The sequence below is a fragment of the Novosphingobium sp. BL-52-GroH genome, from assembly GCF_044813085.1.
In the GTDB taxonomy this organism is placed as follows: domain Bacteria; phylum Pseudomonadota; class Alphaproteobacteria; order Sphingomonadales; family Sphingomonadaceae; genus Novosphingobium.
Genome location: NZ_CP171152.1, coordinates 3,081,364 through 3,104,309, shown reverse-complemented (window position 1 = coordinate 3,104,309; position 22,946 = coordinate 3,081,364). Strand labels below are relative to the sequence as shown.

Below are 22,946 nucleotides of genomic sequence, written 5' to 3'. Positions count from 1 at the left end.
GGCCCATCATGCCTCGACCTCCAGCACGGAGATCGCCGTGCCCTGCTCGCGCAGCCAGAGGCGGTGCAGGAGGTTGGCGGCGATCTCGACGCGGTAGGCGGAGGAACCGCGCACGTCGGTGAGCGGATCGAAGTCCGACTTGAGCGCCCCGCCCGCAACCGCAAGGGTCGCCTGCGCGAAAGGCTGCCCGACCAGCGCCGCCTCGCAGGCCCGCGCCCGCTTGGGCGTTGCCGCCATGCCGCCGAAAGCCACGCGCGCGGAGGTGATGATGCCGTCCCGTACCGTCAGTGCGAAGGCCCCGCAGACCGCCGAGATATCGCTATCGAACCGGCGTGAAAGCTTGGCGATATGGATTACCGTATCCGGCCCCGGACGCGGGATGCGCACCGATTCCACGAACTCGCCCGGCCGGCGGTCCTGCTTGCCGTAAGCGAGGAAGTAATTCTCCAGCGGCATCGTGCGGCGCCCTTCCGCGCTGCGCAGCGTCAGTTCCGCGCCCAAAGCGATCAGCGCGGGTGGCCCGTCCCCGATGGGCGAGCCGTTGGCGATGTTGCCCCCCACGGTGCCGGCGTTGCGGACCTGCAACCCACCGATGCGGCGCACCAGTTCGCCGAGATCCGGGTGCAGCCGAGCCATCGCCGCATGGGCGTCGGCATAGCGCACGGCGGCACCCAGGGTCAGGGCTTCGTCGGTCTCGTCGATCGCGGCGAGGTCGGCGACGTCGGCGAGGAAGATCACGGTATCGAGGTCACGCAGGCCCTTGGTCACCCACAGCCCGACGTCGGTGGCCCCGGCGACGAGGCGCGCCGCAGGGTGCTCGGCCAGCAGCGCGGTAAGTTCGTCACCCGAGCGCGGCGCGAACCAGCGGCGGCCGTGCCATTCCCCTCGGGCCGAGCCCGCAAGCGCCTTGAGGCCTTCGACCAGCGCGGCATCGGCGCAGGGGTGGGCGTCGGCCTTCCCGCCCGCTTCGAGGATCGGGCCATAGCCGGTGCAGCGGCACAAGTTGCCGGCGATCACGTCCGCGACGGGCAGTTCGCAGCCCCTGGCACCGATGGTCCGGCCGTGGAGCGACATGACGAAGCCCGGCGTGCAGAACCCGCATTGTGAGCTGCCGTTGGCCGCCATCGTCTGCTGCAAGGGGCATAGCGCACCATCGGCGGTCTTGAGGCTCTCGACCGTCATCAGCGCCTTGCCGTCGACCATCGGCAGGAACTGGATGCACGAGTTCACCGCGCGCCAGGCCACGTCCTCACCCTCCAGCGAGCCGACGAGCACGGTGCAGGCACCGCAGTCGCCCTCGGCGCAGCCTTCCTTGGTTCCCGTGCGCCGCATCGTGTAGCGCAAGTGGTCGAGCAGCGTGGCGGTAGGGTCGACATCGCCCAGGTCCACAAGCGCGCCGTCGAGAAGGAAACGAACGCCCATTCAGCTCCCCCGGTATGTCGAATAGCCGAACGGCGAGACCAGCAGCGGCACATGGTAGTGGGCGGCGGGGTCCGCCACGCCGAAGTCGATCGCGACGCGGTCGAGGAACGGCGGCTCGGGCAGGTCCACGCCCCGCCCGCGGAAGTAGGCGGCGACGCTGAAGGTCAGGCGGTAGGTGCCGGTGGGCAACTGGGGCACGCCGGGGCAGCGGCCGTCGGCATTGGTGTCGCCGGTAAACAGCACGGTGCCGCCGCCGGTTTCGAGCACTACCGCGACGCCGGCGGCAGGGCAGCCGTGAGTGGTGTCGAGGACGTGGGTGGACAGCGTGCTCATGCCACGGCCTCCCTCGGCCATTGTCCGAGGAATTCGTGCTCGTCGTAAGCCAGAAAGTCCGCGACCAGCGCCGCGCGGTCGTCGAGGAACAACTGGTCGGCGACTCCCTTGACGAGGCGCGGCAGGGCATTGTGCAGCCCCGACAGCGCCGAAGCGGACAACCCGAGGCTGACCAGCGCGGAATAGTTGAAGGCGAAAAGCCCGTGCAGGCCGGTGCCTTCGATGCCTTCACGGGGGAGGAACTCGAAGGCGTCGCCGAGGTAGGGATGCGCGTCGATCAGGGCATTGCGCTTGCCTGCAGGCGTCACGCGTTCGCCCCAGCGGGCGATCTGGTCGGCGACGTCGCACAGCTCCGGTCGCAGGCCGGGATCGCTCAGCAGACCGGTGGAGATCACCACGAAATCGTAATCGTGATGACCGTGCGGGCTGGTGACGCGCACGATGCCTTCATGTTCCGCGACGTCGAGCCAGGGGGCACCCAGGTGCAGCGCGAAGCCGGGCCATGCCGCCGCCCGCTCGAACGTATCGTTGGTGGGCGGCTGGTTATGGCCGAGAAAGGCATCCATCGCCGCGTACTTGGTGGTATCGTCGAGCGCGGGGTAGCGGGCGGTGAAACCGACGCGCTCCATGAAGCGGATCGGATTGACGCGCGGCAGCTCCTTGCGGCGCATGAACACTTCCGCCGCCGCGACGCCTTGCGTAAGCGCATAGTTGGCATTGTCGAACGCCGAGGCGCCGCCGCCCAAAACGCCGATGCGCTTGCCGTGAAGTTTGGTGAAATCGATCGGTTCGCTGGTGTGCGCCCACAAGTGCTTGGGCAAATTGTCGCGCACCATCGCCGGGGTGTGCCATTCTCCCCCGCCCTGGATACCCGTCGCCAGCACCACCTTGCGCGCGAGTTCCGGGGCCCGGCCCTCGAAGTGCAGGCGGTGGAGGCCAAGCGCGGGCAACGGCTCGATGCGGGTGAGCTTCGTGCCGTTCTCGATCGGTAGGTCCAGCACCCGGCGATACCAGCGCAAGTACGCCATCCAGTCGCCCCGCGCGATCTTGTCGACCGCGTCCCAACCCGCCGCCCCGTGCTGCGCTTCCCACCACGCGCGGTAGGTCAGCGAGGGGACGCCGAAGTCGATCGGGTTGAGGTGCTTGGGTGTGCGCAGCGTGACCATGCGCGCATAGGTTTCCCAGGGCCCTTCGTAGCCGGCCTCGTTCTCGTCGAAGACCACGACGTTGGAAATACCCTCGCGGCGCAGGCCGAAGGCGGCGGAAAGCCCGCACTGGCCTCCGCCGATCACCGCGACGTCGAGCACCGTCTCGCCCTCGTGAGAGCGCGGCCGCACCCATTCGGGGCGGTAGAAGCCGATGAGGTCGAGGTCGCGGGCAAGCCGTGCCTCCAGGGCGGGAAGGCCGATCACGTCGCTCATTTCCGGTCCGCTCATTTCGCGTCTTCCAGGCGCAGGCGCACGATCTCGCCGATCTGCTCCAGCGCCGTCGCGATTTCCGCCTCGCGCTCGTTGCCGAGGCGTCGTTCCATCGCGGCGAGGATACCAGCCTTGTCGGTCAGGCGCACGCAGATGATGAAGGGGAAGTCGAAACGCGCACGATAGGCGGCGTTCAGGGTGTGGAACCGGTCGAACTCGGCCTGGCTCAGGCGGTCGAGACCGGCGCTGGCCTGTTCGGCGGCGCTGGCATCGGTCAGCGTCCTGTCGATCGCCGCCTTTCCGGCGAGTTCGGGGTGGGCGCGGATCAGGGCGAGCTGTTCCTCAGCGGTGGCGGCGTGGAGCACCGCCATCAGGTCGGCATGGCGGTCTCCGCTGGAGGGCAGCGCGTCGGCACGCTCCTCGATCCAGGGGCTGTGTTCGAACAGGGCGGTCACGAAGTCGTTCCCTCAAGGCTGACGTGGGCGGAGACGACTTTCCAGCCATCCCCGAATTTCACCCAGGATTGCGTCTGGCGGCCGCGCAGCTCGGAGCCCTCGCGGACAAATTCGGCGTCGGCGGTGGCGAAGCTGTCGCCGTAGACGGTGATCGCAACGCGCCCGAGCCTGCGTTGCGGAGAGCCGCCGCGGCCCTTGCGAAACGCCCGGATTTCTTCGATTCCGTAGAGCACCTCGCCCACGCCGTACCGGTTGGTGGTCTCCGCATCGTGGAACAGCGCATCCATCGCCGCCACGTCGTCGGCCATCAGTGCCAGCTCGTAGGAGTGGAAGGCATGGGTCACTTGCGCGAGCAGGACCGGGTCATTGATCCGCATAAGGATGTACCTCCTGCCAGTGCCGCGCGATGTCGATGCGGCGGGCAACCCAGGCGTCGCCACTCTCGATCACATGGTCCAGGAAGCGCGCAAGCCAGCGCGCGCGGCCGGGCTTGCCGGCGATGCGGGCGTGGAGGCCGATCGACATCATCCGCCCGCCCTCCTCGCGCAACTGGTCGAAGGTGTCGCGCATGTGGCGAAAGAACTGCTCGCCCTCGGTGAAGCCGTTGAGCGCGACGATCTTCATGTCGTTGACGTCGAGGGTGTAAGGCACGATGAGCTGCGGCTTGCCGTAACGCGTGTCCCAGTAGGGCAGGTCGTCGGCGTAGCTGTCGGCGTCGTAGGCGAAGCCGCCCTCCTCGGCCACCAACCGCGCGGTGTTGGGGGAGGTGCGGCCCTGATACCAGCCAAGCGGGCGCTGGCCGGTGAGCTTTTCGTGCAGGGCGACGGCCTTGGCGATGTGGTCGCGCTCGATGTCCTCCGCGACGTACTGGTAGTCGATCCAGCGGTAGCCGTGGCTGGCGATTTCCCACCCGGCTGCGAGCATGGCGTCCACGGCTTGCGGGTTCATCTCCATCGCCGTCGCCACGCCGAACACGGTGACCGGCATATCGCGTTCGGCAAACAGGCGATGGAGTCGCCAGAAGCCGGCGCGACTGCCGTATTCGTAGAGGCTTTCCATCGCCATCGCCCGGTCGGGATGGCTGCCCGCACCGACCATCTCGGAAAGGAACGCCTCGGAACCCTTGTCGCCGTTGAGGACCGAGTTCTCGGCACCCTCCTCGTAGTTGACGACGAACTGCACCGCCACGCGGGCGCCGTCCGGCCAGCGCGGATCGGGCGGGGTCTGCCCGTAGCCGACGAGGTCACGCATCACCGCCCCCTCCCCGTTCCAAGAAGCATTCGCGCGGTCATGATCCTCCCTCCCACGCCTCGATCGCCGCTGGTACCGCCGCGCCCAGCGGCAGCGCGAAGCCCTCCAGCCGCAGGCATGCTTCGAGCGCCGCGAGGGTCAGCAGGACCTTGTGCTTCATCGCGTTGTATCCCATCGCGCCCAGCCGCCAGACCTTGCCCTGCAAGGGACCGAAAGCCGTGCCGATCTCGATCTCGAACAGTTCGCGCATGGCCTTGCGCACCGCTTCGCCATCGACGCCGTCGGGGATGAACACCCCCGTCACGTTGGTCATGCGATAGCGGTCGTCGCCGAAGACGGTGAGGCCCATGGCGCGCAGGCCGGCGGTCATCGCGGCACCGGCGGCGGCATGGCGGGCGTAGCGCGCCTCCAGCCCCTCGCCCAGCACGATGCGCGCGCATTCCCGCGCGGCGTAAAGCATGCTGGTCGCCTCGGTATGGTGATTGAGGCGCTTTTCGGACCAGTAGTCCATGATCATCGCGAGGTCGAAGTAGTTGGAACCGATCCGCGGCCCCGCCCCGTCGACGGTCCCGGCAACGCGGATGCCCTGCTCGACGTGGCGGCGCTTGCCGATATGCGTGGCGGCCTTGTCCGAAATCGTGATGGGGGCCGAGCCGGACGGACCGCCCAGGCACTTCTGCAGGCCGCCGGTGACCACGTCGACGCCCCAGCGATCGGCGGCCAGCTCCATGCCGCCGATGGTGGCGGTCGCGTCGACGTAGGACAGCGCGCCGGCCGCCCGGCACAGGTCGCCGAAGCCTTCGAGCGGCTGGGCCATCGTCGTCGAGGTATCGCCGTGGATGGTGGCGACGACCTTGGGATGGGCCCGGGCGATCGCCGCCTCGATCCGTTCGAGCGGCACGACTTCGCCCCACGGCGCCTCGACCGTCTCGATCACTGCGCCAATGCGCTGGAGGATTTCGGTCAAAAGCAGCCCGAAGCGGCCGAAGTTGACCACCAGCACCACGTCGCCGGGCGCCACGAGGCTGACCAGAGCCGCCTCGATTCCCGCGCGCGCGGTGCCGTCCACCAGCATCGTCCACTGGTTCTGCGTGCCGAAGATCGGCCGGTAGAGCGCCATGACCTGGTTCATGAACCCGGTCATCTCTGGGTCGAACTGGCCGAGCAGGTCGGCGCTCATCGCGCGCAGCACGCGCGGGTGGGCGTTGATCGGGCCGGGTCCCATCAGCAGGCGCTGGGGCGGGTCGATCTCTCCGAAGAGGGCCTGATTCAGGGCTAGGGGGTCCAGTTCAGGCGGCACGGGTATCTCCAAGGCGTTCGATGAAGCCGAGCATGACCTTGAGCGCGATCTCGGCGTCGGCAGGTTCGACATGTTCGGCGGGGTTGTGACTGATGCCCTCGCGGCAGCGGATGAACAGCATGGCGGTGGGGCACAGCGCGGCCATCACCATGGCATCGTGCCCCGCGCCCGAGACGAGCCGGCGCACCGGCTGGCCGGCAGCGGCGAGCGCGGCGTCCATGAGGTCCATCAGCGCAGGATCGCAGGGACTGGCGGCAAGGTCGTGGACCAGTGCGACGGCCAAATCGAGGTCGCGGGCCTCGGCGATTTCGGCGATCCGGTCGAGGATCGCCTCGGCCACAGAATTGCGCCGGGTTTCCGCGCCCGAACGCACGTCGATGGTGAAGCGCACTTCGCCGGGAATGACGTTTGGCGCCCCGGGCAGTGCCTCGATCGTACCGACGGTGGCGACGACGTCGGAATTGTCCCCCCGCGCGAGCTGTTCCACCGCCAGCAGCATCGCCGCCGCCCCGGCGAGCGGATCGCGACGCAGGCGCATCGTCGTGGTGCCGGCGTGGCCGGCCATGCCCTTGACGGTGACGGCATAGCGCAACTGCGCGGCGATCCCGGTAACGGTGCCGACCGCGAGGCCGTCGGCTTCGAGCACGGGGCCCTGCTCGATATGCGCTTCGAGGTAGGCGAGCGTGGCGGCGGGATCGCGCCGCGCGGTGAGATAGTCCGCAACCGTGGGCAGCGCCTGCGCCAGCGTGACGCCCTGGGCGTCGGCCACGTCGAGCGCGGAGGCGTCCAGAGTGCCGGCGACCGCGCGGCTGGTGAGCATCGCGGCGGGAAAGCGCGAGCCTTCCTCGTCACCGAACGCGTAGATTTCGATCGCGAACGGCAGGCGGCGGCCTTCCAGCGCGGCAACCGCCTCGATGCCGAGCATGATGCCGAGCGGTCCGTCGTAGGGCCCGCCGTCGCGCACGGAATCGAGGTGGCTGCCGATCACCAGCGCAGGCGCATCGGGCTCCAGCCCCTCGTAGCGGCCTACGAGATTGGCGGCGGCATCACGGCGCACGCACATCCCGGCCGCTTCCATCCAGCCGGTCAACGCGCCTTGTGCAGCGGTATAGGCGGGCGTCAGATAGGCGCGGAACAGCCCGCCCTCGATGTCGCTATAAGGCGCGACCCGCAATGCATCGCAACGCGCGACCGCGCGGGCACCGCCGGGGAGGTCGTGCGCGCTCATGTGGCTTTCCCGGGAGCGAAGTTCACGCGAAGGCGCGAAGACGCGAAGGAGTTCCGCAGCGCCGCAGGCTTTGCCCGCCGCCCTTGGTCGCGCGATCCGCAACGTCGAGGCGATAAAGTGGCTTGGCCACGAGAGCACCCGCTCCGCGCCTGCGCGTGAACGCTCACCACGGCGAAACCCCGCCATCGCTGCGCGGATCGGTCGCCCCTTCGAAAGACCCGTCCACCATCCGCACCACGGCGCCGGCATGCCCCATCGTCGCCGTCAGCGGCCCGACACGCTCGACGTCGTGCCCAGCCTCGGCCAGTTGCGTGTAAAGCGTCTCGTCAAAGCCATCTTCCAGCTTGAGCGTCGTCGACTGATCGCCCCAGGTGCGACCCAGCAGCCAACGCGGGGCGCTTATCGCATCCTGCAGGTCCACCCCGAAGCGGGCGTAACGGCTGAACAGCGCGGCCTGCGTCTGCGGCTGCCCCTCGCCGCCCATGGTGCCGTAGGCCATGACGCGCCCGTCGTCGAACACCGCCAGCGCGGGGTTGAGCGTGTGGAACGGCTTGCGTCCGGGCAGAAGCGCGTTCCAGCCGGTTTGGGCGAGGCGGAACGAGCTACCGCGGTTCTGCCAGGTGATCCCGGTCTGTGGCAGCACGAGACCCGAGCCGAACTCGAAGTAGGTCGACTGGATGCAGCTCACCACCCGGCCCTCGCTGTCGGCGGCGCCGAACCAGCAGGTATCGCCCCATTGCGAGGGCTGCGGCCAGGGCAGCGCCTTCGCCGGGTCGATCCGCTCTGCGAGGTCGTCGAGCCCGGCGGGGTCGGAGAGCAGGCCCTGGAAATCGAAGTCCGTATAGGCCGGATCGCCGACATGGACGTCGCGCAGCAGGAACGCCTGTTTGGTCGCCTCGACCAGGCCGTGGACATGGTCGAAACCGTCGGGCACGTCGGCGGCGAGGCGGTCGAACAATGCCAGGATCATCAGCGCGGCGAAGCCCTGCGTCGGCGGCGTGGCATTGTAGAGCGTAGCGCCGGCGATGACGGTGTGCAGCGGGTCGGGCCGGGTCGCGGCGTGGGCTTCGAGGTCGGCCAGCGACACCGGGCTGCCCAGCGCGGCGAGGTCCTGCGCGATCGATGCTGCCAGTTCGCCCCGATAGTAGTCATCGAGGCCGTTGGCGACCAGCTTGCGCAAGGTCGCCGCCAGCAGCGGCTGAAGCAGCACCTCGCCTTCTTCGAGCGGCTTGCCTTCGGGCTCGAAGACTTGCGCCCAGGCGCCCGGCTGGCCGCGCAGTTCGGCGCCCTTGGTCGCGGCGATGGCGGCGCCGCCCGCCGTCACCGAGACGCCCATCTCGGCATGGGTGATCGCATCGCGCAGCAGACGTTCGAGCGGCAGGGTGCAGCTCTCGCCGGCCAGCGCCGCCCCCCAGCCCGAGATCGTCCCCGCCACGGTGTTCGCCGCCAGCGGCCCGCGCGTCGGCACCGCCGCGAGGCCGGTATAAAGCGACAGGTCCGCCTTGGCCGCAGCACCGCCCACTCCATGGATCGAGTGAACGCGGCCATCGGGCTCGCGGATCACCCAGAACCCGTCGCCGCCGATCCCGGTCATGTGCGGGTAGACGACCGCGAGCGTGGCGGCGACCGCGACGCAGGCCTCGATGGCATTGCCGCCATCGGCCAGCACGTCGCGACCGGCCTGGGCTGCGAGGAAGTGCGGTGCGGTGACGATGCCGTTTGCGGCGGTGACGGTCTTCATGGCCGTATCCTCAATCGGGCAGCGCGGCCACGAAGGCGCGCACCACATGCGCGGAGTTCACCGCGGCGAGATGCTCGTAGGTGTCCTCCATGTTCTTGTCCCTGTTGCCGCCGGCAAGGTCCGAAAGCGAGCGGAATACGATCGTCGGCACCTGGTTGGCATAGGCGACTTGCGCCACCGCGCCGCTCTCCATGTCGAGCACGCGGGCGTCCCAGGCCTTGTAGAGATATTCGCGGAACTCGGCGTTGTCGGCATAGACGCCCGCGCTGACTCCGGTGCCGCCCACGACGACCTTGGGGGCCTTCCCCAGGCACAGCTCGCTGCCGGGAAGCTGCGTGGACGATGGCGCGACGCAGCGTTCCATGGCCACCGTCGATGCGACCTTGCGGGCGAGGTCCAGCAGCGCCGGGTCCATCGGGAATTTGAAGATGCGCTTCATCGGTGTCGCGGCATTGGCCACGCTCACCCCGCGCGGGAAGATGAAGTTCCAGTTGGCCGGGGCGTCGGCCGCGACCGGCTCGGGCGACTTCCAGCCAGGCGTTTCCCCGTAGCCGTCCTTGCGCGCGAAGTTGACTTCCAGGTACTGCCCCCAGTCCTCCAGCACGATGACGTCGCCGATCGACAGGTCGGGGTCGACGCCGCCGGCAATGCCCGAGAAGACGATGCGCTTCACTGCGAACCTGTCGATGACCAGCTGCGTGTTCATCGCCGCGTTCACGATCGAGACGCCGCTCTGCATCAGCAGGATCGGCTTCCCCTCCAGCGTGCCGGTGCGGTAGGTCATCCCGTTGATGCGGTACTCCTTGCCGCCGGTGACGGCGTGGACGAGCGCGTTCCATTCGGGCTGGTAGGCGGTCATCACCAAGGTGCGCGGAGTGGCATCGAGCCGCTCGTCGGCGAGCGCGGGGGTGGCCGTCAAAGCGAGCGCGGCAGCGATGGCGAGGCGCATCATGCTCCTCCCATCCACACGAAGCGGGCGACGAACAGCGCGGCCAGCACCAGGAGGAACCAGTCCTTCTTGACGAACGTGCCCCGCACCAGCTTGAGCGCGCAGTGAGCGGTGATGCCGAAGGCGAGGCCGTTGGCGATCGAGAATGTCAGCGGGATCATCGCCACGGTCAGGAAGGCGGGGATCGCCGAAAGCGGGTCCTCCCACTCCACCTCGGTCAGCGGCAACAGCATCAACCCGCCGACGATGATGAGCGCCGGCGCGGTCGCGGCAAGCGGGATGAGCTGGGCGTAAGGCGCCACGAACATCGTCGCCAGGAACAGCAGGCCGGTGACGACCGCGGTGAGGCCGGTACGACCGCCCGCCTGAACACCCGCCGCGCTCTCGACGTAGCTGGTAACGGTGCTGGTGCCCGCCATCGAGCCGACCACGGTGGCGACCGCGTCGGTCACGAGGATGCGGTTGAGGCCCGGAATGCGGCCCGCAGCATCCATCAGCCCGGCCCGCTTGGTGACGGCGACGAGCGTGCCGATGTTGTCGAACAGGTCGACGAAAAGAAACACGAAGAGGATTTCGAGCAGTCCGAGGCCATGCTTGCCCGAAAGACCGAAGACGCCGCCAAGGTCGAGCTGGAAAGCGGTGCCGGTCAGCGCGGCGAGCGAGTACGGCTCGGGGCTCACCGAGACCATGCCCGCGATCCAGCCGACCAGCGTGGTCGCGACGATGCCGACCAGCATCGCGCCGCGCACGTTCCACACGCTCAGCGCGCCGATCACCAAGAGGCCGAAGATCGCCAACGCCGCGCCCGGGGCCTTGAGGTCGCCCAGCGCCACGAACGTCGCGGGGTTGGCGACGATGATGCCGGCGTCCTTGAAACCGATGAAGCCGATGAACAGGCCGATGCCGCCGGCGACGGCGGCGAAGAGGTACTGCGGGATCGAGGAGACGATGAGCTGGCGGATACCCGTCAGCGTCAGCACCAGGAAGGCGCAGCCCGAGATGAACACACAGCCCAGCGCCACCGGCCAGGGCACGCCCATCTGCTGCACCACCGTGAAGCTGAAGTAGGCGTTGAGCCCCATCCCCGGCGCCAGCGCCAGCGGCACGTTGGCGACGAAGCCCATCAGGATCGAGGCGAAGGCCGCCGCAAAGCACGTCGCCGCCGCCACCGAGGCCACCGGCATCCCCGCGCTGCCCAGGATCGCCGGGTTGACGAGCACGATGTAGGCCATCGTCAGGAATGTGGTCATTCCCGCCAGCACTTCGGTGCGCGCATCGGTGCCGCGCGCGGAGAGCGAGAAGTACCGGTCGAGCGGGCCCGAGGGCGGGGCCTCGGGTGCTTCCGTCATGCTTTGTGTCTGCGTCACGCTATGCCCCTTCCACCGCCCCCTGCGGCGCACTCGATTTCATACCTCGTCCCGGACGTGATCCGGCCCCGCCCTCAAGAGTACCCAGCGGTCCCCGCATATGCGGGAACGACGGTATTCTGCGGCGCGGTGAAGCCCGTAACCCCCTGACCTTCCAGCGCCGCGGCGAAGGCGAACAGCTCCGCCTCCCGCCCCGGCCCGCCGATCAACTGCAAGCCGATCGGCAACTTGCCCGGACGGTAGAGCGGAACCGCCAGCGACGGCAATCCGGTGAAGCTGATCGGCTGGGTATGAATCCCAAGGTCCGCACGCGCGGGCGACAAGGCGCCGTCGATCAGGATGCGCGGGTCCTCCACCAGTGGCGCTACGGTGGGCGTGGCAGGCGCGAGCAGCACGTCGTAGTCGGCCACAAGCGCCTCGATCCGGGCGCGGTATTCGGCACGGAAGGCTTGCGCTTCCGCATAGAGCGCATCGGGCAGCAGGGCGCCGGCCAGCAGGCGGTCGCGCACTTGCGGGTCGAAGGCCATGGCATCCGCCGCCAGAGCCTCCCGGTGCAGCGCTCCGCCCTCGCAGGCAGTGATGAGGAAGGCCGCCGAGCGGGCGCGGGCGATCTCGGGCAGTTCGACCAGCGGCGCGTCTGGTGCGATGGCGTCGATCGCGGCGATCTGGTCGGGCTCGGCGTTCTCGCGGAACCGGCCGCCGAGGCGGGCGAGGCGCAAGGAATGGCCGGGCGCGGCGGCGTCCTGCCGGGATAGGACTTCCCACACAAGTGCCATGTCCTCCACCGAGCACGTGAACGGGCCGACGTCGTCGAAGCTCTTGGCGAACGGGAATACCCCGGTCAGAGGCAGGTCGCCGTTGGTGGGCTTGAGGCCGTAGATCCCGGTCAGGCTGGCGGGCACCCGCACCGACCCGTTAGTGTCCGATCCCAGCGCGAAAGGCAGCAGTCCGGCCGCGACCACCGCCGCCGAACCGCCCGAGGAGCCCCCGGCAAGACGGGACGTGTCGTGGGGATTGCGGGTAATGCCGTAAGCCGCGTTGATGGTCGCGAAACCATAGGCGAACTCGTCCATGTTGAGCGTAGCGACCACGACCGCACCCGCCGCCCCGAGCCGCTTGACCGCCTCGGCGTCCTGGCTCGCGGGGGCGGCATCGGCATAGAGCGAGGAGCCGGCGGTGGTGGGCAATCCTGCGAGGTCGAACAAATCCTTCACGCCATAGGGCACGCCTGCCAGCGGGCCGGGATCGCGCCCGGCGGCGACCATGGCATCGACCGCATCCGCCTCGGCCCGCGCCCGGTCATGGAGCAGGCGCGTGACGGCGACCAGATCACGGTCGGCCTCGACCAGCGCGCAAAGGCAATCCTCGACAAGGGTGCGGGCGCTGAGCCGCCCGGTACGCACGCCTTCGGCGATTTCGCGCACGCTCCTCATGCCTGCGTCTCGCTCGGCGCCTGCCGCAGGATACGGGCATGGCGCGCCAACAGTGCAAGGTTTGCGGCAACGCCGGTCTCGCATTCGGGCAGGATCGACAGGCCGCGCGCAGCGGCAGCGGCGGCGATGTCCTCGGCGCTCAGGGGAACTGCGGCGTCGGGCGCCTCAGTGGGGATTTGGGCCATGGTCTCACGATCGGTCGGCGCGGCAGGGAAAGATAGCCCTAAGTGCCTGCACGCCCCCTATCGATCAAACGCAATGATCGGAACGGATCGTTGCAAAAATTGGAACGCCGGGCCGATAACCGGCAGAAGCGTTGCACCCGGCTCGACCCGGCCGGAGCCGGAAACGACGTCATCCATGCAGCTTCAGATCATCGTTTCGGGCCGAACCACCCGGTCGAAGGTCGCCTCGTCGACCAGCCCCAGTTCCAGCGCCGCCTGCTTGAGCGTCTGGCCTTGCGCGTGCGCGTGCTTTGCGATCTTGGCGGCGTTGTCGTACCCGATCTCGGGCGCCAGCGCGGTAACCAGCATCAGCGAGCGGTCGAGCAGGTCGGCGATGCGGGCGCGGTTCGGCTCGATGCCGTCGATGCAGCGCTCGGCGAAGCTGACCATGCCGACCGAAAGCAGATCGATCGATCGGATCACCGCCGCGCCGATCAGCGGCTTGAACACGTTCAGCTCGAACGCGCCCTGCAAGCCGCCGATAGTGGCCGCCTGGTGGTTGCCGATGACTTGCGCGGAGACCATCGTCAGCATCTCGCACTGGGTCGGGTTGACCTTGCCGGGCATGATGGAACTGCCCGGCTCGTTGGCCGGAAGGTCGAGTTCGCCCAGCCCCGAACGCGGCCCGGAGCCCAGCAAGCGCACGTCGTTGGCGATCTTGGTGAGCGCCACCGCAAGCGTCGAGAGCGTGCCGGAAAGCTGAACCAGCGCGTCGTTCGATGCGAGTGCTTCGAACTTGTTGGGCGCGGTGACGAACGGCCGTCCGCTAAGCGCGGCGATTTCAGCCGCAACGGCTTCGGCAAAGCCTTCTGGCGCGTTGAGCCCGGTGCCCACCGCGGTGCCGCCCTGCGCGAGGCGCAGGACCCAGCCCTCCGCTTCGCGGACACGCTGGTAGGCGTCGCGCAACTGCTGGACGTAGCCGGAAAATTCCTGCCCGAGCGTCACTGGCGTCGCGTCCTGCAAATGGGTGCGCCCGATCTTGACGATGTCCTGCCAGGCATCGCGCTTGACGGCCAGCGAACCGGAAAGCTGGTCGATCGCCGGGATCAGCCTGTCGTTCAAAAGCGACACCGCAGCGACATGCAGCGCGGTCGGGAAGCTGTCGTTCGAGGACTGGCCCATGTTGACGTGGTCATTGGGGTGGACCGGCGACTTGCCGCCACGCGTGCCGGCAAGGATCTCGTTGGCGCGGCCGGCGATTACCTCGTTGAGATTCATGTTGGTCTGGGTGCCGCTGCCGGTCTGCCAGATCACCAGCGGGAACTGGTCGTCGAGCCTACCCGCGACGATCTCCGCCGCCGCGGTTTCGATGGCATCGGCCAGTTTCGCGTCGAGTCCGTGCTTGCGATTAACTCGCGCCGCCGCCTGCTTGACCAGCGCCAGGGCGTGAACGATCGCGATCGGCATTCGCTCGGACGCGGCGAAGGGGAAGTTCTCGATGCTGCGCTGGGTCTGCGCACCCCAGTAGGCGGCGGTGGGAACATCGATTGCGCCGATGCTGTCGGTCTCGCTGCGGGTATCCATGCGGGCTGGTCTCCTTGGGGGCGTTGCCGGTAGATAAGGTTGGCGGCGCTGAAATCAAACGCTATTGCGAATTAGTTGCATATTTTTGAGGCGCACTGGACCGGCCGCTCACCTCCATTCGGGGTGACGAGAGGGGCAAACGCAGGTTTGAGCAAGCGAGTGCGAGTCCGCTCGCCCCCTCTCCTACAGCCCCAACGGGCGCAGTTCGCGGATCAGTTCGACCAACAGGCGCAAGCCGCGCGGGACCTGCCGGCGGCTCGAATAGTAGATGAAGTAGCCCGGCCCCGCCGAGGCCCAGTCCGGCAGCGCCACGCGCAGGGCGCCCCGGTCGACGAGGTCGCCGATGCATTCGCGCGCGATGTAGATGAGCCCGAGGCCGCGCAGCGCCATGGCACGGCTGGCGCTGCCGTTGTTGACCGTCACCCCGCCCGGCACGTCGAGCACGCAGGTCTCCTCGCCGCGCTCGAACTCCCATTTGTAGATGCGGTCGTTACCGAGGCGGATGCGGATGCACTGGTGGCGCATCAGGTCGTCGGGGTGGGCGGGCTCGCCGCAGCGTTCGAAATAGGCCGGCGACCCGGCGACGACCCAGTGGAAGTCGGCCGAGAGGCGCTGCGTAATCATGTCCTCGGGCACGGTGCCGCCGAAGCGGATTCCGGCGTCGAAGCCCTCCCCCGTGACGTCGACCATCGCGTTGTTGACGCAAATGTCGAGTTCGACATCGGGGTAGCGTGCCGTGAACTCGGGAAGGACCGGAGCCAGCAACTGGGTCGCGGCATCGTCGGGCACGTTGATGCGCACCCGGCCGGTGGGAGCGTCGCGGTGGAGATTGAGCCGGTCTTCCGCGTCGTGGATGGCGGCGAAGGGATCTCGGATCGCCTCGTGCAGGTCCTCGCCCGCCGCCGTCAGTGTGACCGAGCGGTTGGTGCGGTTGACGAGGCGTACCTTCAGCCGTTCCTCCAGCCCCCGCAGCGAATGGCTGAGCGCCGAGGCACTGACGCCCAGATCGGTCGCCGCCTTGCGGAAGTTGCGGTGGCGGGCAATCGCGAGAAAATAGCTGAGGTCGGCAAGGTCGGAGCGCCTGAACGGCATGTCGGGGTTATCCGCTTGGAGGAAGCGATGGTCCTAGAGCGTGTTCCCGCAGCTTGCCAAGGGTTCGTCATCCCGGCCGTGATCCGGGACGACGAGATGCGGATTCACACCACTTCGCCTAGGCGGTCCAGATACTTGTCCAAAGTGATCGGATAGTCGCGCACGCGCACGCCAGTGGCGTTATAGATCGCGTTGGCCACCGCCGCTCCAACGCCGCACAGGCCCAGTTCGCCCACGCCCTTGGCCTTCATCGGCGAGACCTTGTCGTCGGCTTCGTCGATGAAGATCACCTCCTGATGCGGGATGTCGGCATGGACGGGCACTTCGTAGCCGGCGAGGTCGTGGTTGACGAAGAAGCCGAAGCGCTTGTCGACCGCGAGTTCCTCCATCAGCGCCCCGCCCACGCCCATCGTCATCGCGCCGATCACCTGGCTGCGCGCCGCCGTGGGATTGAGGATGCGACCCGCCGCGCACACCGCGAGCATGCGGCGCACGCGTGCCTCGCCGGTGTAGCGGTCGACCGCCACTTCGACGAAGTGCGCACCGAAGGTCGACTGCTGGTACTTCTTGTCGAGATCGCCGAATTCGATCGTGTCCTCGGCGACGATCTCGCCCCCCTTGGCCGCGCTGGCGATGTCGGCCGAGCGGTTGCCGACGTGGACCTCGCCGTTCTCGAACACAGCCTCGCCCGGACCGAAGCCAAGCTTCGCCACCACCGCCTCGCGCAGCTTGACGCAAGCAGCGTAGACGCCCGCGGTGGAGCTGTTGGCGCCCCACTGGCCGCCCGAGCCCGCCGAGACCGGGAACGAGCTGTCGCCCAGCGAGACCTTCACCTTGGCCAGCGGCACGCCCATCATCTCGGCCGCGGTCTGGGCGATGATGGTGTAGGTACCGGTGCCGATGTCGGTCATGTCGGTCTCGACGGTGACTTCCCCCGAGGAACTGAGCCTCACCCGCGCGCCCGACTTCATGTTGAGGTTGTTGCGGAACGCCGCGGCCACGCCCATGCCGACCAGCCAGCGGCCATCGCGCACCTTGCCGGGAGCCTTGCGGCGGCTCCAGCCGAAGCGCTCGGCACCATCCTGGAGGCAGCGCACGAGATTGCGCTGCGAGAATGGGCGCTCGGGCTTCTCGGGATCGACCTGGGTATCGTTGAGGACACGCAGGGCCACCGGGTCCATCCCCAGCTTCTCAGCCAGTTCGTCGACCGCGATCTCCAGCGCCATGAGGCCCGGCGTCTCGCCCGGCGCACGCATGGCGTTGCCTTCGGGCAGGTCGAGCACGGCGAGGCGCATCGCAGTCATGCGGTTGGCGCCGGCATAGAGCAGCTTGGTCTGCTGCGTCGCCACTTCCAGCCCACCGCCTTCGAGATCGCCCGACCAGCTTTCGTGGCCGATCGCGGTGATCTTTCCGTCCCTGCCCGCACCCAGGCGGATGCGCTGGATGGTGGCCGGACGGTGCGTCGTGTTGTTGGCCATCAGCGGCCGTTGCAGCGCCACTTTGACCGGCCGCTTCGCCGCGCGCGCGCCCAGGGAGGCCATGAGCGCATCCGAGCGAAGGAACAGCTTACCGCCGAAGCCGCCGCCGATGTAGGGCGAGATCAGCCGGATGTTCCCGACCGGGACCTGGAGCGTCGCGGCAAGGTCCTTGAGGCTCCAGTTTATCATCTGGTTGGCGGTCCAGACGGTCAGCTTGTCGCCTTCCCAGGCAGCGATGGTCGCCATCGGCTCCATCATCGCATGGCTCTGGTCCGGCGTGGTGTAGTTCTGGTCGAGCTGGACCGCCGCTGAGGCGAAGGCCCCTTCGAAATCGCCGACGGCGCTGGGCGCATCGCCCCCACCCTGCTCCTTCGCATCGGTCCTGGCGACGGCGAGGTCGAAGGCGCCGCCGTCACGCGCATAGTCGACGTCGATCATCGCGGCGGCCGCGCGGGCCTGCTCGAACGTGTCGGCGACGACGACCGCGACGGCCTGGTGGTAGTGCTGCACTTCGGGCCCCGCGAGGAGCTTGGCGGTGTTCATCCGACCCTTGCCGAGCTTGCCGGCGTTGCGGTGGGTGACGACCGCCAGCACGCCCGCCGCGCGTTCGGCCCGCGCAGTGTCGATCGAGCGGATCGCGCCCTTGGCCACGCCCGCGCCGAGGATGTAGCCATAGGCCATCTTGCCCGGCACGTCCTGGTGCTCGTAGGCATAAGGCGCCTGGCCGCTGACCTTGAGCGGGCCGTCGATGCGCGGCGTGGCCTTGCCGACCACGGTCATCCGATCGATCGGGTTGGTTCCTGCGGGTTGGTCGAACTTCATCGGTCGTTCCTCAGCCCCTGGCCTCAGCGATGACCGCGGCGATCGTACGCCTGGCCAGCATGATCTTGAACGCGTTGTCCTCGCGCGGGGTGGCGTCGGCGAAGAGGCGGTCGGCTACCGGACCGGCGCCCTTGGGCAGCAGGGCATCGGCTTCCGCGTCGCGCCAGGGCTTGGGGGCGACGCCGCCCAGCGCCACCGCGCCCTTGCCGTCGCGCCCGATCACCGCCGCGACCGCGACCAGAGCGAAGGCATAGGACGCACGGTCGCGGACCTTGCGGTAGATGTGGGTGCCGCCACGCGGCTTGGGCAGGGCGACCGAGATTATCATCTCGCCCGTCTCCAGCGCGGTCTCGACGTGCGGCGTATCGCCCGGCAGCTTGTGGAACTCGGCGATGGGGATCGCACGGGTGGTGCCATCGGGACGGATCGTCTCCACCGAGGCGTCGAGCACGCGCATCGCGACGGCCATGTCGCTGGGATGGGTGGCGATGCAGGCATCACTGGTGCCGACGACGCCGAGCGGGCGCGAGAAGCCCCCGATCGCCGCGCAGCCCGAGCCGGGCTTGCGCTTGTTGCAAGGCATGTTGACGTCGTAGAAATAGGGGCAGCGGGTGCGCTGGAGCAGGTTGCCCGCCGTCGTCGCCTTGTTGCGCAACTGGCCCGAGGCGCCCGCGACGAGCGCGCGGGTCAGCACGCCGTAGTCGCTGCGGATGCGCTTGTCGGCTGCGAGGTCGGTGTTGCGGACCAGTGCGCCGATGCGCAGGCCGCCACCGTCTATCGGCTCGATCTTGTCCATGCCCAGGCCATTGACGTCGATCAGGTGCGAGGGCGTCTCGATCTCCAGCTTCATCAGGTCGAGCAGGTTGGTGCCGCCCGCGATGAAGCGCGCGCCGGGGGTGGAGGCGGCCTTGGCGGCGGCGTCCTGCGCGCTGGTGGCGCGTTCGTAAGTGAAGGGCCTCATGCGGCGTCTCCCTTCACGCCGGCGACTTGCGCCATGGCTTCGGCGATGTTCGAGTAGGCGCCGCAGCGGCAGATGTTGCCGCTCATGCGTTCGCGCATTTCGGTGACGGTCATCGCCGGGCCCTCGGCGATGTCGCCGGTGACGTGGCTGGGGATGCCGGCGCGGATTTCTTCGAGCACGGCCACCGCCGAGCAGATCTGCCCGGGAGTGCAGTAGCCGCACTGGTAGCCGTCGTGCTCGACGAAGGCGGCCTGCATCGGGTGCAGCTTCTCGGGGGTCCCGAGGCCCTCGATGGTGGTCACCTCGTCGCCCTCGTGCATGACCGCGAGAGTGAGACACGAGTTGATCCTCCGGCCATCGACGATCACCGTACAGGCGCCGCACTGGCCGTGGTCGCAGCCCTTCTTCGTGCCGGTGAGCTTGAGATGTTCGCGCAAGGCGTCGAGCAAGGTGGTGCGGGTGTCGAGATCGACACTGACCTGCCTGCCGTTTACCTTCATGCGCACCGCAGCGCGCGGCGGTGCCGAAGCCTCCGCACGGGCCAGGGCGACGCCGCCGGGGCCGATGGAACCTGCGAGTGCGGCGCCGGCCGCACTGGTCTTGAGAACGTCGCGCCGGGAGATCGCTCCGCATCCTTCCGTCATGGTGAAGTTCCTTTATCGGGACCGGACGCGGCAAATGCCAGACCCGTCGCGCCCTGCTTGCCCAAAGCGCGCCCTATGTGCCCATTAACCCGTTTTGCGCGCGTCGGTTGCATAAAGCCATGGCGCCGATGTTGCACGCCGCGTTGAACAGCATTCAACATGGCGTGGAGTTCTATGCATCATCAGATATAGTAGTCCACCCCGAGCGATGAGCCTTGGCTCGACCCTGGCGACCCTAGCGATCGAGCGGATTGTCCCGGCGGGTGTCCGGCAACATCAGGGCGGCGATCAGCGACACCACGCAGAATGCCGAGACGTACCAGTAGAAGCCGTGCTCCACCCCCGCCTGCTTGAAAGCCAGCGCGACGTTTTCGGCCGTACCGCCGAACAGTGCATTGGCCAGCCCATAGGCCAGCCCCACACCCAGCGCGCGGACGTGCACCGGGAACAGCTCCGCCTTGAACAAGCCGCTTACCGCGGTGTAGAAACTGCAGATCGTCAGCCCCGCCGCGATCAGCAAGAACGCCGAAACCGGGCTCTGCGCAGTGGCGAGCGCGCCGAACAGGAACGGCGTGCACACTGCCCCCAGCCCGGCGAAGACGATCATGTTGGTGCGCCGGCCGATGCGGTCGGACAACAGGCCCATCAGCGGCTGCTGGACCATGAACACGATCAGCACCACCGTCATCAGCAGCGTGGCCGTCTCCTTGCTCATGCCCACGGTCAGCACCAGGAACTTCTGCATGTAGGTGGTGAACGAATAGAACATCAAGCTGCCTCCCGCCGTCAGCGCGGCGACGATCAGGAAGGCGCGGGTCGAATGGCGGAACAGCTCGACGAGGCTGCCGGCATGGCCGCCCTGACGATCGGCGGCGCTGGCGGTCTCGTGCATGTGGTCGCGCAGCAGGATGATCGCTCCGGCCGCCACCGCGCCGATGGCGAAGGCGATGCGCCAGCCCCACTCCTTCATCCCGGCCTCGCCGAAGACCTGCTGGAGCACCAGGATCACCAGCGTCGCGGTCAACTGCCCGCCGATCAGCGTGACGTACTGGAAAGAGGACCAGAAACCGCGCCGCTTCGGCCCGGCGATCTCGCTGAGATAGGTGGCGGCGGTGCCATACTGGCCGCCGGTCGAGAACCCCTGCAGCATTCGCCCGACCAGCAGCAGCGCCGGTGCCGCCGCGCCGATCCGGGCATACGTCGGCAACACCGCGATGAGCAGCGCGCCCGCCCCCATCATCAGGACCGAGACCACCATCGCCGCCTGCCGTCCCTTGCGATCGGCGTAGCGGCCGAAATACCAGCCGCCGAACGGACGCATCAGGAAACCCACCGCGAAGATGCCGCTGGTCGCCATGATCTGCACCAGCGGATCGCTCTTGGGGAAGAACTCGGACGAGAAGTAGAGCGCGGTGAAGGCGTAGACGTAGAAGTCGTACCATTCGATGAGATTGCCCGCCGACCCCGCGACGATGGCGCGCAGGCGCATGGCGTCGGTGAGGGGAACGGTGAGACTGTCGGACATCGGTTTCCCCCGGTTGGCTGCGTCGTCCCGGATCAGGTCCGGGACGACGACGGTTTTGTATGGGCGAAGCGCAGGCTCATAACAACCGCCCCCTCAAATCGGCAGGGCAGTGGTCGCCTTGATCTCGGAAAGCGCCACGGTGGACGTGATTTCCTGCACCCCGGGCAGCTGCGACAGCTTCTCGAAGAAGAACCTCTCGTAGGCGCTGATGTCTTCCGCCACGACGCGGATCATGAAGTCCACCGAGCCCAGCAGCACGTAGCAGTCGAGCACCTCGGGGAACTCGCGGATCTTGGCGGCGAACTCGTCGAGGTTGGCGCGGCCGTGGGCGTTGAGCTTCACTTGCGCGAAGACATGCGCGTTCAGGCCCACCTTGTGCCGGTCGACGATGGCGACGCGGCGCTGGATGACGCCTTCGCGCTCCAGCCGGTCGATCCGCCGCCAACACGGCGAGGAGGACAGCCCGACCCGCTCGGCGATCTGCGCCGTTGTCTGATTCGCGTCGCGCTGCAGTTCGCGGAGAATTTTTCTCTCGTATGGATCAAGCTCGGTCATTTTCACCTGATATCATGCCATTCGGGGTTCGGTCGTGCGGTAAATTCCGTTCCGGTCTCGAAACGAGGTCAGAATGTCCCGAGCGACGATGCGACAATGCGGGCCTTGTCAAAGCTCACTCAGGAACCCGCCATGGTTGCCCAGACCCGCCGCATGATGCCGCCGATGGAATATGTCCGCCTGCTCGACGAGAGTGCCGGTCTCGACGGGGTCATCGCGATCCACTCGACGGAGCGTGGACCGGCCGCGGGCGGTTGTCGCTTGTGGTCCTACGCCGATGCGGGCGAGGCCATGGCCGACGCCTTCCGCCTCGCCGAGGGCATGAGCTACAAGAACGCCATGGCCCGCCTGCCCTTCGGCGGCGGCAAGGCCGTCCTGCGCCGCCCCGCTGGCGATTTCGACCGTCGCGCCCTGTTCGAGGCGTTCGGCCGCGCCGTCGCCAGGCTGGACGGCCGCTACGTCACCGCCGAGGACGTGGGCACCGGTATTGCCGACATGGAATGCGTGGCCCGCCAGACCCGTCATGTCGCCGGTCGCACCGCGATGCCGGGCCTCGCCGGCGGAGATCCCTCGCCGTGGACGGCCTTGGGCGTGTTCGAGGCGATGAAACAGGCGGTGGAACTGCGCTACGGCGGCACGCTGTCGGGCCTTACCGTCGCGGTGCTGGGCGTCGGCAATGTCGGTGCGGAACTGGCCCGGCTCGCGGCAGGCGCGGGGGCGCGGCTCGTCATCGCCGACATCGATCCCCTGCGCTGCGCCCGGCTCGCCGGGGAAACCGGCGCGCACATCGTCGCGACCGATGCGATCGCTGGCATCGACGCGCAAGTCTTCGCGCCCTGCGCGCTCGGCGGCGCCCTTGACGAGGCGACCGTCGCCACGCTCCAGGCCCGCATCGTATGCGGAGCCGCGAACAACCAACTCGCGTCGCCGTGCATGGCCCAGGCGCTGACGGCGCGCGGGATCGACTATGCGCCGGACTACGTCGTCAACGCGGGCGGCATCATCAACGTCGCGGCCGAGTATCTCGGCGAAAGCGCCGACCAGGTGCGCGGGCGAGTGTTGGAAATCGGCCCGCGCACGCGCGAAATTCTCGAAGTCGCACGCAGGGGAGGACTGGCCCCTTCGCTGGTCGCGGACCGCATGGCCGAGAGGCTGATGATGCGACGGGAATCCTTGCCCGCCTGAAAGCGCGACCCTGCCCCTTCCGTCCGGATGCGATGGAAG

21 protein-coding genes are annotated in these 22,946 nt (G+C 68.2%); 1 reads left to right on the top strand and 20 read right to left on the bottom strand.

Annotated elements, in window-relative coordinates:
- Positions 1-6: 6 nt before the first annotated feature.
- The 20 genes from xdhA to ACFFDA_RS27500 form a co-directional block, all read right to left on the bottom strand.
- Positions 7-1,422: a xanthine dehydrogenase small subunit gene (gene xdhA, locus ACFFDA_RS27595; RefSeq protein ID WP_404480439.1), complete on the bottom strand. Its 1,416-nt coding sequence runs from the start codon at positions 1,420-1,422 to the stop codon at positions 7-9.
- On the bottom strand, positions 1,423-1,755 hold the full coding sequence (gene uraH / locus ACFFDA_RS27590; RefSeq protein WP_404480438.1) for a hydroxyisourate hydrolase: 333 nt from the start codon (positions 1,753-1,755) through the stop codon (positions 1,423-1,425).
- Positions 1,752-3,176 carry an NAD(P)-binding domain-containing protein gene (locus ACFFDA_RS27585; RefSeq protein WP_404482897.1) on the bottom strand — a complete coding sequence of 475 codons (1,425 nt, stop codon included), beginning with the start codon at positions 3,174-3,176 and terminating at the stop codon, positions 1,752-1,754. Before ACFFDA_RS27585 ends, uraH begins: the two co-directional genes overlap by 4 nt.
- An 11-nt stretch (positions 3,177-3,187) precedes the next feature.
- A complete protein-coding gene (uraD, locus tag ACFFDA_RS27580; RefSeq protein ID WP_404480437.1) occupies positions 3,188-3,628 on the bottom strand; it encodes a 2-oxo-4-hydroxy-4-carboxy-5-ureidoimidazoline decarboxylase in 441 nt (146 codons plus the stop codon).
- Positions 3,625-4,005 (bottom strand): oxalurate catabolism protein HpxZ, encoded by a 381-nt coding sequence (gene hpxZ / locus ACFFDA_RS27575; RefSeq protein WP_404480436.1) that lies wholly within the window; start codon positions 4,003-4,005, stop codon positions 3,625-3,627. The genes uraD and hpxZ overlap by 4 nt, the downstream gene beginning before the upstream one ends.
- Positions 3,992-4,882: an allantoinase PuuE gene (puuE, locus tag ACFFDA_RS27570; protein ID WP_404480435.1), complete on the bottom strand. Its 891-nt coding sequence runs from the start codon at positions 4,880-4,882 to the stop codon at positions 3,992-3,994. Before puuE ends, hpxZ begins: the two co-directional genes overlap by 14 nt.
- Positions 4,883-4,916: 34 nt before the next feature.
- Complete coding sequence (locus tag ACFFDA_RS27565) at positions 4,917-6,104, bottom strand: pyridoxal-phosphate-dependent aminotransferase family protein (protein ID WP_404482896.1); 1,188 nt, start codon at positions 6,102-6,104, stop codon at positions 4,917-4,919.
- Between the two features lie 64 nt (positions 6,105-6,168).
- Positions 6,169-7,407: an allantoate amidohydrolase gene (locus tag ACFFDA_RS27560; protein ID WP_404480434.1), complete on the bottom strand. Its 1,239-nt coding sequence runs from the start codon at positions 7,405-7,407 to the stop codon at positions 6,169-6,171.
- 163 nt (positions 7,408-7,570) lie between these two features.
- Positions 7,571-9,148 carry a gamma-glutamyltransferase family protein gene (locus ACFFDA_RS27555; protein ID WP_404480433.1) on the bottom strand — a complete coding sequence of 526 codons (1,578 nt, stop codon included), beginning with the start codon at positions 9,146-9,148 and terminating at the stop codon, positions 7,571-7,573.
- 10 nt (positions 9,149-9,158) lie between these two features.
- Positions 9,159-10,100, bottom strand: coding sequence for a 5'-methylthioadenosine/S-adenosylhomocysteine nucleosidase (locus ACFFDA_RS27550; protein WP_404480432.1), 942 nt, complete (start codon positions 10,098-10,100; stop codon positions 9,159-9,161).
- Positions 10,097-11,446 (bottom strand): NCS2 family permease, encoded by a 1,350-nt coding sequence (locus tag ACFFDA_RS27545; protein ID WP_404480431.1) that lies wholly within the window; start codon positions 11,444-11,446, stop codon positions 10,097-10,099. Before ACFFDA_RS27545 ends, ACFFDA_RS27550 begins: the two co-directional genes overlap by 4 nt.
- A gap of 92 nt (positions 11,447-11,538) precedes the next feature.
- Positions 11,539-12,897, bottom strand: coding sequence for an AtzE family amidohydrolase (locus ACFFDA_RS27540; RefSeq protein ID WP_404480430.1), 1,359 nt, complete (start codon positions 12,895-12,897; stop codon positions 11,539-11,541).
- Positions 12,894-13,082: a hypothetical protein gene (locus tag ACFFDA_RS27535; protein ID WP_404480429.1), complete on the bottom strand. Its 189-nt coding sequence runs from the start codon at positions 13,080-13,082 to the stop codon at positions 12,894-12,896. Before ACFFDA_RS27535 ends, ACFFDA_RS27540 begins: the two co-directional genes overlap by 4 nt.
- A gap of 183 nt (positions 13,083-13,265) precedes the next feature.
- Complete coding sequence (gene fumC, locus ACFFDA_RS27530) at positions 13,266-14,645, bottom strand: class II fumarate hydratase (RefSeq protein WP_404480428.1); 1,380 nt, start codon at positions 14,643-14,645, stop codon at positions 13,266-13,268.
- Between the two features lie 183 nt (positions 14,646-14,828).
- Positions 14,829-15,737: a LysR substrate-binding domain-containing protein gene (locus ACFFDA_RS27525; RefSeq protein ID WP_404480427.1), complete on the bottom strand. Its 909-nt coding sequence runs from the start codon at positions 15,735-15,737 to the stop codon at positions 14,829-14,831.
- 104 nt (positions 15,738-15,841) lie between these two features.
- On the bottom strand, positions 15,842-18,037 hold the full coding sequence (gene paoC, locus ACFFDA_RS27520; protein ID WP_404480426.1) for an aldehyde oxidoreductase molybdenum-binding subunit PaoC: 2,196 nt from the start codon (positions 18,035-18,037) through the stop codon (positions 15,842-15,844).
- A 10-nt stretch (positions 18,038-18,047) separates the two neighbouring features.
- Positions 18,048-18,998 (bottom strand): FAD binding domain-containing protein, encoded by a 951-nt coding sequence (locus tag ACFFDA_RS27515; RefSeq protein WP_404480425.1) that lies wholly within the window; start codon positions 18,996-18,998, stop codon positions 18,048-18,050.
- On the bottom strand, positions 18,995-19,642 hold the full coding sequence (gene paoA, locus ACFFDA_RS27510; RefSeq protein WP_404480424.1) for an aldehyde dehydrogenase iron-sulfur subunit PaoA: 648 nt from the start codon (positions 19,640-19,642) through the stop codon (positions 18,995-18,997). The genes ACFFDA_RS27515 and paoA overlap by 4 nt, the downstream gene beginning before the upstream one ends.
- Before the next feature lie 235 nt (positions 19,643-19,877).
- On the bottom strand, positions 19,878-21,167 hold the full coding sequence (locus tag ACFFDA_RS27505) for an MFS transporter (RefSeq protein ID WP_404480423.1): 1,290 nt from the start codon (positions 21,165-21,167) through the stop codon (positions 19,878-19,880).
- A 93-nt stretch (positions 21,168-21,260) separates the two neighbouring features.
- The gene (locus ACFFDA_RS27500) at positions 21,261-21,722 is read right to left on the bottom strand and encodes an Lrp/AsnC family transcriptional regulator (protein WP_404480422.1); all 462 of its coding nucleotides are present in this window, start codon (positions 21,720-21,722) and stop codon (positions 21,261-21,263) included.
- A gap of 132 nt (positions 21,723-21,854) precedes the next feature.
- Between ACFFDA_RS27500 and ACFFDA_RS27495 the strand changes: the two genes are divergently transcribed.
- A complete protein-coding gene (locus ACFFDA_RS27495; protein ID WP_404480421.1) occupies positions 21,855-22,907 on the top strand; it encodes a Leu/Phe/Val dehydrogenase in 1,053 nt (350 codons plus the stop codon).
- Positions 22,908-22,946 lie beyond the last annotated feature (39 nt).